The organism is Lacticaseibacillus huelsenbergensis (assembly GCF_029726355.1).
Lineage (GTDB): Bacteria > Bacillota > Bacilli > Lactobacillales > Lactobacillaceae > Lacticaseibacillus > Lacticaseibacillus casei.
Genome location: NZ_CP120687.1, coordinates 1,335,217 through 1,348,518, shown reverse-complemented (window position 1 = coordinate 1,348,518; position 13,302 = coordinate 1,335,217). Strand labels below are relative to the sequence as shown.

Annotated in this window: 9 protein-coding genes; 4 read left to right on the top strand and 5 right to left on the bottom strand. The window is 50.4% G+C overall.

Annotated features, from left to right (window positions below; all coding sequences use genetic code 11):
• Positions 1 to 352 precede the first annotated feature (352 nt).
• Complete coding sequence (locus tag LHUE1_RS06040; protein WP_047106616.1) at positions 353 to 1,645, bottom strand: adenylosuccinate synthase; 1,293 nt, start codon at positions 1,643 to 1,645, stop codon at positions 353 to 355.
• Positions 1,646 to 2,065: 420 nt separating this feature from the next.
• Between LHUE1_RS06040 and LHUE1_RS06035 the strand changes: the two genes are divergently transcribed.
• From LHUE1_RS06035 to LHUE1_RS06020, 4 genes are all read left to right on the top strand, one after another.
• Positions 2,066 to 2,935: a MurR/RpiR family transcriptional regulator gene (locus tag LHUE1_RS06035; protein ID WP_010490024.1), complete on the top strand. Its 870-nt coding sequence runs from the start codon at positions 2,066 to 2,068 to the stop codon at positions 2,933 to 2,935.
• A 208-nt stretch (positions 2,936 to 3,143) separates the two neighbouring features.
• A complete protein-coding gene (locus LHUE1_RS06030; RefSeq protein ID WP_049172975.1) occupies positions 3,144 to 4,187 on the top strand; it encodes a DUF871 domain-containing protein in 1,044 nt (347 codons plus the stop codon).
• Positions 4,188 to 4,219: 32 nt separating this feature from the next.
• Positions 4,220 to 5,143 carry an N-acetylmuramic acid 6-phosphate etherase gene (gene murQ, locus LHUE1_RS06025; RefSeq protein WP_049172977.1) on the top strand — a complete coding sequence of 308 codons (924 nt, stop codon included), beginning with the start codon at positions 4,220 to 4,222 and terminating at the stop codon, positions 5,141 to 5,143.
• 1 nt (position 5,144) lies between these two features.
• Positions 5,145 to 7,154 (top strand): glucose PTS transporter subunit IIA, encoded by a 2,010-nt coding sequence (locus LHUE1_RS06020; protein ID WP_277848275.1) that lies wholly within the window; start codon positions 5,145 to 5,147, stop codon positions 7,152 to 7,154.
• 114 nt (positions 7,155 to 7,268) lie between these two features.
• On the opposite strand, the gene LHUE1_RS06015 is transcribed toward LHUE1_RS06020, so the two are convergent.
• The 4 genes from LHUE1_RS06015 to LHUE1_RS06000 form a co-directional block, all read right to left on the bottom strand.
• A complete protein-coding gene (locus tag LHUE1_RS06015; RefSeq protein ID WP_049172979.1) occupies positions 7,269 to 8,432 on the bottom strand; it encodes a hypothetical protein in 1,164 nt (387 codons plus the stop codon).
• A 353-nt stretch (positions 8,433 to 8,785) separates the two neighbouring features.
• Positions 8,786 to 10,171 (bottom strand): replicative DNA helicase, encoded by a 1,386-nt coding sequence (gene dnaB / locus LHUE1_RS06010; RefSeq protein ID WP_049172874.1) that lies wholly within the window; start codon positions 10,169 to 10,171, stop codon positions 8,786 to 8,788.
• Positions 10,172 to 10,486: 315 nt separating this feature from the next.
• Positions 10,487 to 10,942, bottom strand: a complete 456-nt coding sequence (rplI, locus tag LHUE1_RS06005; RefSeq protein ID WP_049172872.1) for a 50S ribosomal protein L9 — start codon at positions 10,940 to 10,942, stop codon at positions 10,487 to 10,489.
• Between the two features lie 276 nt (positions 10,943 to 11,218).
• Positions 11,219 to 13,225 carry a DHH family phosphoesterase gene (locus LHUE1_RS06000; protein ID WP_010490037.1) on the bottom strand — a complete coding sequence of 669 codons (2,007 nt, stop codon included), beginning with the start codon at positions 13,223 to 13,225 and terminating at the stop codon, positions 11,219 to 11,221.
• Positions 13,226 to 13,302 lie beyond the last annotated feature (77 nt).

The window sequence follows — 13,302 nt, the reverse complement described above, 5'->3', positions numbered from 1 at the left end:
GGGGATTTGAAAGATTACGCAGGAGTATATAAAAAAGGCGAATGAACTTTCATCTGCACGACAGATGGCATTCATTCGCCCTTCGTTTTCGTATAGGTAATTTGTCATCGCGTTGAAACCCTAGTGCCAAGGCGGAGCAATCGGAGGCCAGAGGGGGCTCAGCTGTGAAATTGTCCTTGCCGGGGCGGTTTTCCCCGGTTAGGACAAGGCCAGACTTTGAAATCGCGGTTTTTGCGAGTTCAAAGCTGTGCCCTCCGCTCTAGCTTCGCGTCGCCAGCCCCAAACCGCCGGAGATTGCGCAGTTTGGCACGGCAAGCAGCTCTTAGCCTACCAACATTCCGAAGTGATTCACCTACTCAACCTTATCCCAAACATTCGCAATCACATTTGTCTGATCACGATCCGGGCCAACGGAGAAGGTCAACAGATCAACGCCAAGCAATTCGGTAATCCGCTCAACATAATGCCGCGCATTTTCCGGCAAATCCGCTAACGTTTTGGCATGGGTAATGTCTTCCTTCCAGCCAGGCAACTCTTCATAAACCGGCTTGCATTCACTCAGGAACTTCAGCGATGCCGGATAGTTCTCGATCCGTTCGCCATCACGTTCATAAGCCACACAGATTTTAACGGTATCCAAGCCCGTCAGAACATCAATCGAATTCAGGCACAAATCAGTAATGCCCGCAACCCGGCGTGAGTGGCGCACCACAACAGCGTCAAACCAGCCAATCCGCCGCGGCCGCCCGGTAACCGTACCGAACTCATGACCGGCATTGCGAATAAAGTCGCCAGTGTCATCGAGTAATTCAGTCGGGAACGGCCCATCGCCAACCCGTGATGTATACGCCTTGGCAACGCCGACCACCCGATCGATCTTGGAGGCCCCGACACCGGCACCCACGGTCACACCGCCAGCAGGGTTCGATGACGTCACAAACGGATACGTCCCTTGGTCAATATCCAGCATGATGCCTTGTGCACCTTCAAAAAGAACATGTTCACCCTTATCAATCGCATCGTTCAAGACAATTGACGTGTCGCAAACATATTGCTTGAGTTGCTGGCCGTAGTTGTAATATTCCTCAAAAATATCATCAAATGCCATTGGTGTGCTGTCATAGACTTTGACGAATTCTTCATTTTTGGCCTTCAGGTTAGCCTTCAATCGTTCTTCAAAAATTTCTTTATCAAGCAGATCCGCCATCCGAATCCCGACACGGGCCGCTTTGTCCATATAGGCCGGTCCGATGCCGCGATTGGTGGTGCCAATTTTGTCGGCACCCTTGGCAGCCTCTTGTAACTTATCAAGTTTAATATGGTAAGGCAAAATAACATGGGCGCGATCCGAGATCCGTAAGTTTTCACCTGTCACCCCTTGCTCAGCAAGACGGGCCAGTTCGCCGACCAGACTCTTAGGGTTGACGACAACACCGTTACCGATCACAGATAGTTGATGCGGATAAAGAACCCCAGACGGAATCAAGCGCAGTTTGTAAACCTGGCCGTTAGCATGAATCGTGTGGCCAGCGTTGTCGCCACCTTGGTAACGGCTTACCACCTTGGCGCCTTGGCTCAGGAAATCGGTAATCTTCCCTTTACCTTCGTCGCCCCACTGTGTGCCGACAATAACTACAGTTCCCATTTATCGATCGCTCCTCACGGATTAGTGCGGGATTCGCCCGCCATTTCGTAGTCTAACAGGGTTGGTAAGGGAAGACAAGGAAAATACGAACTTTAATCTTTTATTTTCTTTCTTATCTTTAAAAATACGAACAATTATATCGAAAAGCGGGGTTTATTTAGCTGAATCCGAAAGTGAAGCTATCCCACGCTTGACACTCAACAAAAATCTGCCATCCTGTATTTCTGACCAAAACATTGGCAATCTTGGTCATTCATGGCATGATGACTTGAGGATAGCAAAATCCGTACGAACCTGTACGTTTTTTCGTCTCGCACGAACATGAGCATGGCTCTCAACCTTTGTAGTCTATCGATTATATGTATCGGTATTTCCTTTTTAGACTGCATTGCACCGTGCTCAGAAGGAGGAAGCTCGATTATGAGTGTTGAAGGTAATTACCAAAGTACGCGCGGTGAACTTTCAGAAGCCGAAAAGAAAATCGTGGACTACGTGTTAACCCACGCGCAAGACGTCCTGACGATGAGTGTTTATGAACTTGCCAAAGCTGCCGGTGCCAGTCCTGCCACAGTCAGTCGGGCCGCCCAGCGATTGCAGTTTGCCGGCTATAACGAATTAAAAATGCAGCTGGCCGCTGATTTAAATGGTGAGGCTAATGAGCTGGATTATCAGGAAATTCAAAAGGATGAAAGTCTGACTACCATTAAAACCAAATTGCGCACCAATGCCGAGCGCTCTTTAAGCGAAACGGTTGATCAAGTTGACGAAGCTACAGTGCAAACGATCACCGATCTGATTCACCATAGTCGGCAGATGTTGCTATTCGGCGTTGGCGCCTCGTATCTTTCCGCGCAAAATATTGCGCAAAAATGGGGACGCCTCGGTTACGCCTGCCATTTCAGCGATGACTTGAACCTGTTTCTACCGGTCGCTGCCACAGCCGATCCTAAGCGTACCCTTACCTGGTTTATTTCAAACTCCGGTGAGTCACCGGAAGCAGTCTTGGGCGCTAAGTTGGCTAAAAAAGCCGGACTGCCGGTGATTGCCACGACCAAACTCGGCAACAACTCACTCGCACATTATGCCGATATCGTGATTCAAACGTCTCAGCCAATGGAGGCGCCTAATCGATTTGCGGCAACGCAGTCGTTACACGCACAGTTTATGTTAATTGATATTTTATATTACGCCTACGTCAGCCGCTATTACGACACTTCCAAAAAACAAACCGATGATTCAAAGGCGCTGGTAACAACTTACAAAGAATTTATGCGCCATGGCTTCAAATAACAACAAGCGAGTTTCACCCTGAACGCATCGGCCAGCGATGCGTTATTTTTTAGTCATCTTTGAAACTTTATTTCAAAAAATTACGAAATATGTTGAAATTCTAAGATAAATCGGTTATCTTTAATCTCGAAAGGGCTTTCACCTTTCGTTGTTGGTTGTCACTTCATCACCAGTATCAGGCGATGACACAACTTATGGAGGAATAAGGATGATCGGGTTTTCATGCTATCTCAGTGAACCGGCTGATGAACAACAAACAGCTTATCTCAAACAGATGCAGCAAGCAGGCTTCACCGGGGTATTCACATCTTTGCAGTTACCGGAAGATGATCCAAAAACTTTACGACAACGTTTAAACCACTTAATCACGAGCTGCCGCCAATTAGGTCTGGCGGTTGTGGCCGATATTTCCCTGGCTAGTTTGAAGCGACTGGGGATTGCGCCGCGGGACTGTTCTGGCATTGAAGCCTTACAACTAGACGGCGTGCGCATTGACGACGGCATTGACATGACCACGGTCGCAGCACTGTCGCACACGATGGGGGTTGCGCTCAATGCCAGCACCCTTTCGTCCGAAACCATTGATCAGTTGGCCAATGCCAAAGCCAACCTCAGGCACATCGAGGCGTGGCACAATTTCTATCCCCGACCGGAAACCGGCTTAGATCCATGTTGGTTCCAGCAAAAAAATCACTGGCTGCACACACTCGGTTTTAAAACGATGGCCTTTATTCCAGGCGATGCACAGCAACGAGGTCCCCTTTTTGCCGGCTTGCCAACACTTGAGCCTCATCGCGGGTTACTACCACTAGCCGCTTATCTGGACCTCAAGCAATTGGCAACTGACCATGTTTACATCGGCGACCCGCAACTCAGCCCACGTAGCATCGCTGCTTTTCAGGCCTATACGAGCGACCAGGTACTTTTGATTCAAACCGAAGCCGCTGATGAGCGCTTATATCATTTGACCTGGCATAATCGCCCGGATGTCGCCCAGCAAGTCGTGCGACTGGCAGAAGCCCGCCTTGAGCATATTTTCGCCGCCCCGGAGCCGCATCACACCGTTGAACGCCCGCGCGGCAGCATTACCCTTGATAACACCCGCTATGGCAGATACGCTGGCGAACTCCAAATAACGCGCTGCGATTTACCGGCCGATCCGAAAGTCAATGTGATTGGTCATGTCGCGCCGGCAGCACTGCCTTTGCTTGATCACATTGGTCCGCACCAAGCGCTCCGCTTCAAGCAGTAATGGCCAAAACGAAAAATGAAAGAGGAAAAATGATGACTTTATCAATCAATTTAGACCAGATGACCACCGAAACCCGTAATCAACGCACCATGCACCTGGACACCATGAGCGTCCATGAATTCGCAACTGTCATGAACGCCGAAGACCAAACTGTTGCCCCAAGCGTTCATCAGGCGTTGCCAGCCATTGAAGCGGCAATTCAAACGATCACCACCGCGTTCAAACAAAATGGCCGCTTATTTTACATCGGCGCAGGCACCAGTGGCCGACTAGGCGTTTTGGATGCTGCCGAATGTGTACCAACCTTTGGCGTATCACCGGAAATGGTGCAAGGGCTGATTGCCGGCGGGATGAAAGCCATGACCGTTGCTGTTGAAGGAGCCGAAGACTCACCGGCGCTTGGCAAAACGGATCTGGAAGACCGCAAGTTGACCGCCAACGATGTCGTTGTCGGCATCGCGGCAAGCGGGCGGACGCCGTATGTGATCGGCGGACTCGACTACGCCCAATCTGTCGGCGCCGCAACGATTAGTCTAGCTTGCAATGCCGGCGCAGAAATCAGCCGGCATGCCGAAATCGCCATTGAAGTTCCCGCCGGTCCGGAAGTACTCACCGGTTCGACCCGACTCAAGGCCGGCACGGCGCAAAAACTCGTTTTAAACATGCTCTCAACCGGTGCCATGGTCGGGATTGGCAAAGTTTACAAGAATCTCATGGTCGATGTCCAACCAACGAACGAAAAGTTGGTTGTCCGCAGCCAGCGCATCATTCAACAAGCAACCGGCTGTGATGCGGCAACTTCAGCAAAGGCCTTTGAGGCAGCCAATCGGCACGTTAAATTAGCAATTGTCATGATTTTGACCGACCAACCCAGCACCATCGCACAAACATTACTCAATCGTGCAAACGGCTTCATCAGCAAAGCCGTTGCACTAAGTCAGGAGGAGGAAGTATAAAATGGGGCAAGATAAATATCAAATCATGGGGGATGGCATCTACGCACAAGTCGGCGGCCCACAAAACGTCGCGAAACTGATCCACTGTATGACGCGTGTGCGGATGACCATCAAAGACAACACCAAAGTCAACGTGGCTGGCCTGAAAAAGGTGCCCGGCGTTCTCGGCGTCGTTGAAGAAGAAACACTGCAAGTCATCGTTGGTCCCGGAACGGTCAACAAAGTCGCCCAGGCGATGGTCGCTAAAGTCGGTGTCGGCTTAGGTGATCCGTTCCCGGACAGCGCTGTTACCGGAAATGACCATCTAGACAACAAATCCGCTGTCGAGGCCAAGGCAGCCGAGGTCCACGCTGCCCACAAAGCATCATTGAAACAAACCTGGTGGCGCACCGCTTTGAAACACATTTCGGCCATTTTCATTCCATTAATTCCGGCGTTTGTCGGCGCCGGGTTGATTTCCGGGATTGCCGGCATTTTAGCAAACATGCTAGCTGCCGGCCAGCTGCCAAAAGACTGGACCCAATTCATTACCGTTCTAAAAGTTATCAACGGCGGTCTGTTCACCTTCCTGAACATCTATGTCGGCATCAATGCGGCAACCGAATTTCGCGCAACTCCCGGTCTTGGTGGGATTATCGGCGGACTGATTTACCTGCCAGGCGTGGTGGAGCCAGTGACGATTAACAATATTTTCACCCATCAACCGTTATTGGCTGGGCAAGGCGGGATCATCGGCGTCATCTTCGCTGTTTGGCTGCTTGCGCTCGTTGAAAACCAACTGCACCGCGTGATTCCCGACTCTATCGATATCATTTTCACACCGATGTTGAGCTTACTATCCATCGGTGTACTAACGATCTTCTTCATCATGCCACTTGCCGGATGGGTGTCTAATTCACTCGTCGGCTCCATCAACTGGATTCTCCAAGTCGGCGGTGCCTTCTCTGGCTTTGTTTTGGGACTGGCATTCCTGCCAATGGTCATGTTGGGATTGCATCAGATTCTCACACCGATTCATCTGGAAATGATCAAAAATACCGGCTTCACGGCGTTGCTGCCGATCCTTGCGATGGCTGGCGGTGGCCAGGTCGGTGCCGCTTTGGCCTTGTGGATCAAGTGCCGCAAGAACAAGCAACTAACCCGCCTCATCAAAGGCGCGCTCCCGGTCGGCATTCTCGGTGTCGGCGAACCGTTGATTTACGGCGTGAGCTTGCCACTTGGCCGGCCGTTCATCACCGCTTGTATCGGTGGTGGCATTGGCGGCGAAGTTGTCGGTGCTTTTGGCCACGTCGGCGCCATCACCATCGGTCCTTCCGGTGCGGCGCTCATCCCGCTGATTGCCAACCACCAATGGATGGCGTACGTCTTTGGTTTACTCGCCTCTTACGCCGGCGGATTTGTGGCCACCTACTTCTTTGGGGTTCCAAAAAGTGCCATGGTTGCAACGGCGGCTGATGGCACGGTCATTGATGAAGCTGATTCGCAAGAAGAGGATCCTAGCCCAGAACAACCAACCGCTGACCAGGAAGCCGAGTCAACAACCGTTCAAACCGGCGCGATCAACTTTGTCGCCCCAGCTACAGGGCAGCTGAAGGATCTATCCGAAGTTGCAGATGACGTTTTCTCCCAAAAAATGGTGGGCGACGGTTTTGCAGTCGAACCTACCAGTGGGACAATTGTTGCCCCGGTGGATGGCACGATTGTCAGTGTCATGCCAACCAAACATGCCTGGACGATGACCACATCTACCGGTCTGGAAATTCTGGTACACATGGGCTTAGACACCGTCGAGCTTAACGGCGCACCGTTCTCAGTTGAGGTCAACGACCAGGATACCGTCAAGGCCGGTCAGCCAATTGCCACCATGGACTTAGCGGCAGTCAAAGCAGCCGGCAAAGGAACCACCGTGATGACCATCATCACCAACATGGATCACGTCGCCTCCCTGACAGCCTTCACGGATCAGGATGTTGCGGCGGGGGATGAGGTCTTTACAGTTACCAGCAAGTAATCTCGGCTCCCCCAGCGCCAAAATAAAAAGCATGATTTTCACTTTCATCATCGTGAGAATCATGCTTTTTTAGATTTTACCAACCACAAGCGGTAACTTTTCAAAAATCAACCATTAGCGATCCGCGTTTTTCAACTGAGCTTCCTGCAAGTACGCGAAAATGTGGCCAAATGCAATCTCACGAATCTGGCCGTAGCGAATGCGCACCGTTTCTCCGCTGTCTTGACCCACCAGTTTCAAATCAAAATCAGTTTCATCAACATGTTCCGGATAGCCAAGGAAATGCTCGTCGCTATCCGCAACCTTGATCCGGACAACCCGTTCAAAACCAGCTGCTTCGGAAATAATCGCCTTAACCAGATTATCGTTCGGATCAAACTCCCGGTCGGCATTTAGGACCGGTTGCTGACTGAAATGATGCGTTTGATCCCACTGCTCATAAAAGCTGATCGTCTGCAGGTAATCCGAAGCAGCCGCCACATTTTGAATACTTGGCAGGGTCATGAGAATATAGCCGCCAAATTGCCCGGCCATGTCCTTCAGACTCAGCACCACGACCCGGTCATTGACTGCTTTAACTCGGCCAACAAAGAACTGGTCTTCCGGCCCTTTTGGCACAACTGAAATCAACCGATTCTCTGCCAGTGCATTCTGAAAGACGCCTTCAAGCTGCCCGTCATTTTGAAACAGCTTCGTTGGCACATGCTGTAGTTGATCGCGGTGTCGCACCAGCTCGGTTTCCAGCTTGAGATCCAAGCCATGAAATTCCATCACCAGAATATCCGAGAAATCAACCTGCAACGCCCGAACATCCGTGTAATTGAACTTATTGAATATGGCCATACTGAAGCGATCCTCGGCGACCGCCGTGACCCGGCCTTCAAGATAGGCATCGTCATCCGCCACCACGACCATGACCATTTGCTCGCTAGCCTGCGCCTGCTTGGCTAATTGCCAAATCAGGCTCTCAGTTGCATCAAATTGAAACGGCTTTTCCTTACCTTGAAGCGTCAAAAAATGCTCCGACTGCGCCAACCCGATCCGAAAATTCATGTTATCCAGATCGTCGCCGGCAAATTCCACTTGGTCAATCGCTGAAAAGGCAATCAAAGCGCAGCCATCAGCAATCCCCGAATCATTATAGGTTCCCAGAACAACCGCATCATGACCCAAAACCTGCACATACCCAGTGTAAAAATCATCGGTATCTCGCTGGTAAACATTGATCAGCAGGTGTTCATTGAGCGCTGTCATCAAACTCATTAAAATGGCATCCATGCGGCATCCCTCACTTTCTTATTTTGAGCGTGAGCCAGCCCGGTTAGAAACCGAAGTGTAAGTGGCCTCAGGTGTGATGGCCCGACCTTGGCCATTGCGCCTGAGGTCCTTACACGCAGGTTTCTGGGCTGGCGAACGCGTTATAGTTGAGCGTGAACCGGCGCGCTTAGGAGTCGGAGTGTAAGCGGCCTTGGGCGTGATGGCCCGGTCTTAGGCCATTGCGACCAAGGTCCTTACACGCAGACTCCTGCGCCGGCGAACGCGTTATAGTTGAGCATGAGCCAGCCCGGTTTCTAGACTGACGAACACATTATTTTGCGTCACTCATTTTGGTACGTCATTTTTCAAAAAGCTTACTGATCCGGTCCATTATAGGCAATATTTGTGAATTTATTGTACGATTTGACGAATAACAACTTCACGGTGCCGCGGGGGCCGGAACGGTTCTTCTCAATGATGACTTCGACTTCGCCGACATTATCATCCCCGTCGTCACTGCCGCCTCGGTCATCATCGTCATCGCCTTCTGCATCGCGATAATAATCGTCTCGATATAAGAAAGCAACAATATCGGCATCCTGTTCAATTGAGCCGGATTCACGAATATCACTCAAAACCGGGCGCTTGTCTTGCCGCTGTTCCACGCCACGACTCAACTGTGACAAAGCGATGACTGGCACGTGTAATTCTTTTGCCAGCTTCTTGAGTTGCCGCGACACGGCGCTGACTTCCTGTTGCCGATTTTCCTGACCAGAGCCTTCAATTAGCTGGAGATAATCAATGATGATAAGCCCCAGGTCGCCTTGTTCACGCGCCAGTCGCCGGCACTTAGCCCGAATCTCGGCCATCCGGATACCGGGTGTATCATCCATATAAATTTTTGCTTTACTCAAACTGCCCATGGCAATAATCAGATTCTGCCATTCTTCTTCATTCAATTGGCCGGTGCGCAGATGATTGGCATCAATACTGCCTTCCGAACACAACATCCGGTTAACCAGCTGCTCCGCGCCCATTTCCAAACTGAAAATCGCGACACTTTTATCGGTTTTGGTGCCAACATTTTGCGCAATATTCAGCGCAAACGCCGTCTTCCCGACAGCCGGGCGCGCAGCTAAAATAATCATTTCATCTTCATGCAACCCGGTCGTGATCTTATCGAGGTCGCGGAATCCGGTCGGCAAACCGGTAATCGTCTGATCATTTTGATACAGCTGATCGATTTGCGCCATCGCTTGATTCAAAACATCTTTAATTTGCTTAAATCCGGCTTGGTTGCGATTCTCGGAAACATCCATGATCTGGCGTTCGGCATCTTCAACCAGACCTTCAACATCGTCTTGCTCAGTATAACTGCGGCTGGCAATATTTTGCGCTGTGTTAATCAGCTTACGTAAGGTGCTCTTTTGCTGCACAATTTTGGCGTAATAAACCACGTTACTGGCGATCGGCGTCGATGCCACCAAATCGGTAATATAACCGGCACCACCGATGTCGTCCAACTGGTTGTGATTGTCAAGATAGTCCGTTACCGTGACCGTATCAATGGCAGTCCCGTTGTCCTGTAAGTCCGTCATCGCCTGGAACAAAAGCCGATGCGCCTTTTTATAGAAGTCATCTGCCGTCACGTATTCCTGGGCATCAGGCAATGTGTCGGCATTCAGAAAAATCCCGCCAAGGACGGCACGTTCCGCTTCATCACTATGCGGCGGTTGCTGTTCAATTAACTGATTATCCATGCGCGTCCCCTTCCATTCAGCCATTTCACTTTGCAACACCTCGCTATTAAAGTATTGCAAAGTGATAGCACTTATCCTTAACAGTCTACGTTAAACCGCTGACCAAAACAAGCGTTCCCGCTTAACGTAACATTGCTGATTTTAAGCTGAAAAAGCCCGACCTTATGCGCTTTTCGCCGTCATTGTCACGCATAACCTCTGAAGCATTCAAAAACGCGCGCTAAAAGTCGGGAGACAGGCTCTCTAAACTTTCAACGCACGATTTTCATATTGATTGTCACTTATTTAATTAGAACCTGATCTACAGGCCCTGTTCTACTTCTGTTCAAGCACGTGAACCCGAATCCGCGCATCGATACCAGGGAACAGGTTAACCGGAACGTTAGTAAAGCCTAACGAACGAATCGGCTGCTTCAAATCGATTTTACGCTTATCAACTTTAATCTGATATTGCCGCTCCAACGCCGTGGCGATCTGCTTGCTAGGAATCGAACCAAACAACCGGGAATCTTCACCGGCCTTGGCTTGAATCTGCACAACTGTCTTGTCGTCTTCAATCTTGGCTTTAAGCGCTTCAGCCTCAGCCTTTTTTTCGGCCTCTTTTTTCTCTTCAAGCCGTTGTTGTCCACGCAAAGCACTCATGGCTTGCGGAGTGGCTGCCTTAGCCAAACCCTTGCGAATCAAAAAGTTCTCGGCATAGCCGTCAGGTACTTCCTTCACCTGACCGCGATTACCCTTACCACGAACGTCTTGTGTAAAGATGACTTTCATTTAAAATCCCTGCTTTCTATGGTTGAGCGTGAGCCGGCGCGCTTAGGGGTCGGAGTGTAAGCGGCCTTGGGCGTGATGGCCCGATCTTGGCCATTGCGACCAAGGTCCTTACACGCAGACCCCTGCGCCGGCGAACGCGTTATGGTTGAGCGTGAGCCAGCCCGGTTAGAAACCGGAGTGTAAGTGGCCTCAGGCGTAATGGCCCGACCTTGGCCATTGCGCCTGAGGTCCTTACACGCAGGTTTCTGGGCTGGTGAACGCGTTATGACAATTGCGTCACGCGTCTTCGTCTGCTTTTTTGATCTGAGCAAGTAAGTCGGTGCGAACTTCGGCGATTGTTTTGCCCTTGATCTGGGTAGCCGCATTGCTTAAATGGCCGCCGCCGCCCATGGCTTCCATGATGACCTGCACATTCACATCCCCAGTCGAACGGGCGGAAATGCCGATATCACCGCTGGGCCGTTTGGTAATGACAAAACTGGCATCAACACCATTCAACGACAGCATGGTGTCAGCCGCTTGGGCAGCAATCACCGGATCATAGCGCTTATCTTCTTCCCCAGTACATAGTGCCATATTTGGGGCAATCATTTCAATTGTGTCAATTAAATGGTTGCGTTGGATGAAGCTGTCGATATTTTCTTTCAACAGGTTCTGCGCCAACATCCCGTCAGCACCCATGGAACGCAGATAACTGGCTGCGTCAAACGTCCGCGTGCCGGTCCGCAAACTGAAGGACTTCGTATCCACGGTAATCCCTGCTAACATCGCCGTTGCTTCAAGCTTATCCAGACTCGGAACATTCGTCGGCTGATACTCAAACATTTCGGCAATCAGCTCACACGTCGAGCTGGCATATGGTTCGATGTAAACCAGCATCGGATTGTCCGGGAACTCTTCCCCGCGCCGATGGTGATCGATAATCACGGTTCGTGCCGCCAACCGCTTGTACAACTCAGGCGCGGCTGAAATCGATGGCTTGCTGTGGTCAACCAAAATCAACAGACTTTGATCCGTTGCTTGTGACAACGCCGCTTCCGGGGTCACAATGGCATTAGCCACTTCCGGATCCTGACCAACCTGCCCCATCAGCCGTTCCACGTCAGAATGCAAGTGGTCGGGGTCGATGACAATGTAACATTCCTTGCCATTCATCTGAGCAATGCGCCGAATCCCCATCGCTGCCCCGACGGCATCCATATCCGGCCGTTTATGGCCAACGACAAAGACTTTATCGGTTTGCTTAAACAATTCCTGCAAGGCTTGCGCGACCATGCGTGCTCGTACCCGAGTCCGCTTCTCCATGGGATTGGTTTTACCGCCATAGAATCGGGCTTCATGACCTTTAGCCCGAACCACAACCTGATCGCCGCCACGACCCAGCGCCAGGTCCAGGTTGCTTTGCGACGTAACCGCGAGTTGAGCTAAATCTTCGTCACCATAAGCAATCCCGACAGACAGCGTCAATGGATAATTCTGTTTAGAGGTTTCTTCCCGAATTGCATCCAAAATCTTGAACTTATCCCGCTCAACATCACGCAATGACTTGGCATATGCCAGTAAGAAAAAGCGATCATTGTCGATCCGCTTCAAAAACATACCAAATTGGTTGGCCCAATCTGTCAACTGGTTGGTGACATAACTATTCAAATTGGTGACAACCTGGTCATCCATCGTCTGGGTAATTTCGTCATAGTTATCAATGAAAATCTGCCCGATAGCAATCTTTTCATCTTCCGCGCGCTCTTCAATTTCAGCATAACGCGTGACATCCATCAAATAGACAACGCCAATGCTCTTTTGCACGATAATCTCAAACTGATGCTGGCCCCAGGTCACCATTTTGGTTTCATTAGTGTCCTCATGACTGCGAATCAGCTCAGCCAGCTCGGCATCCACTTTTTCTAGCGGCTGCCCCAGCACATCCGTATCACCAAAATACTTCTGGAGAAACGGATTCGTCCACTCAATATTCAGATCCTCATCATAAATCATGATCCCGATCGGCATTTTAATCAGCGCTTCTTGTTCCCCGCGCTTAATCCGATAACTAAGATCCGAAATATACTGATTCGTATTCTTGGCAATGGTCTCAAGGGCATAAAAAATCGTCGCCACAAGACTGATTAAAATCAGCAGCATCAACAAAGCCAGCCACGGGCGGATCAAGGCTCCGATCAAAATGCCGATGACCGCAAGAACCACCATCGCAATTGCTGCATACCGCATCCGCATGTCTTCCAAAAACTCCGGCATACGAATCCGTTCAAACAATTTCTTCATATAGAAAAACTCGCTTTCACTTGGCGCAGATACTTAAGGATTTCTTTAGCTATTCTACCATACTGTGCAAGCGGATT

Excerpts from the sequence above, each read along its gene's own strand:
- LHUE1_RS06015 (WP_049172979.1), bottom strand. The coding sequence starts at position 8,432 with ATGGATGCCATTTTAATGAGTTTGATGACAGCGCTCAATGAACACCTG.
- LHUE1_RS06030 (WP_049172975.1), top strand. The coding sequence starts at position 3,144 with ATGATCGGGTTTTCATGCTATCTCAGTGAACCGGCTGATGAACAACAA.
- LHUE1_RS06000 (WP_010490037.1), bottom strand. The coding sequence starts at position 13,225 with ATGAAGAAATTGTTTGAACGGATTCGTATGCCGGAGTTTTTGGAAGAC.
- murQ (WP_049172977.1), top strand. The coding sequence starts at position 4,220 with ATGACTTTATCAATCAATTTAGACCAGATGACCACCGAAACCCGTAAT.
- LHUE1_RS06040 (WP_047106616.1), bottom strand. The coding sequence starts at position 1,645 with ATGGGAACTGTAGTTATTGTCGGCACACAGTGGGGCGACGAAGGTAAA.
- LHUE1_RS06035 (WP_010490024.1), top strand. The coding sequence starts at position 2,066 with ATGAGTGTTGAAGGTAATTACCAAAGTACGCGCGGTGAACTTTCAGAA.
- rplI (WP_049172872.1), bottom strand. The coding sequence starts at position 10,942 with ATGAAAGTCATCTTTACACAAGACGTTCGTGGTAAGGGTAATCGCGGT.
- dnaB (WP_049172874.1), bottom strand. The coding sequence starts at position 10,171 with ATGGATAATCAGTTAATTGAACAGCAACCGCCGCATAGTGATGAAGCG.
- LHUE1_RS06020 (WP_277848275.1), top strand. The coding sequence starts at position 5,145 with ATGGGGCAAGATAAATATCAAATCATGGGGGATGGCATCTACGCACAA.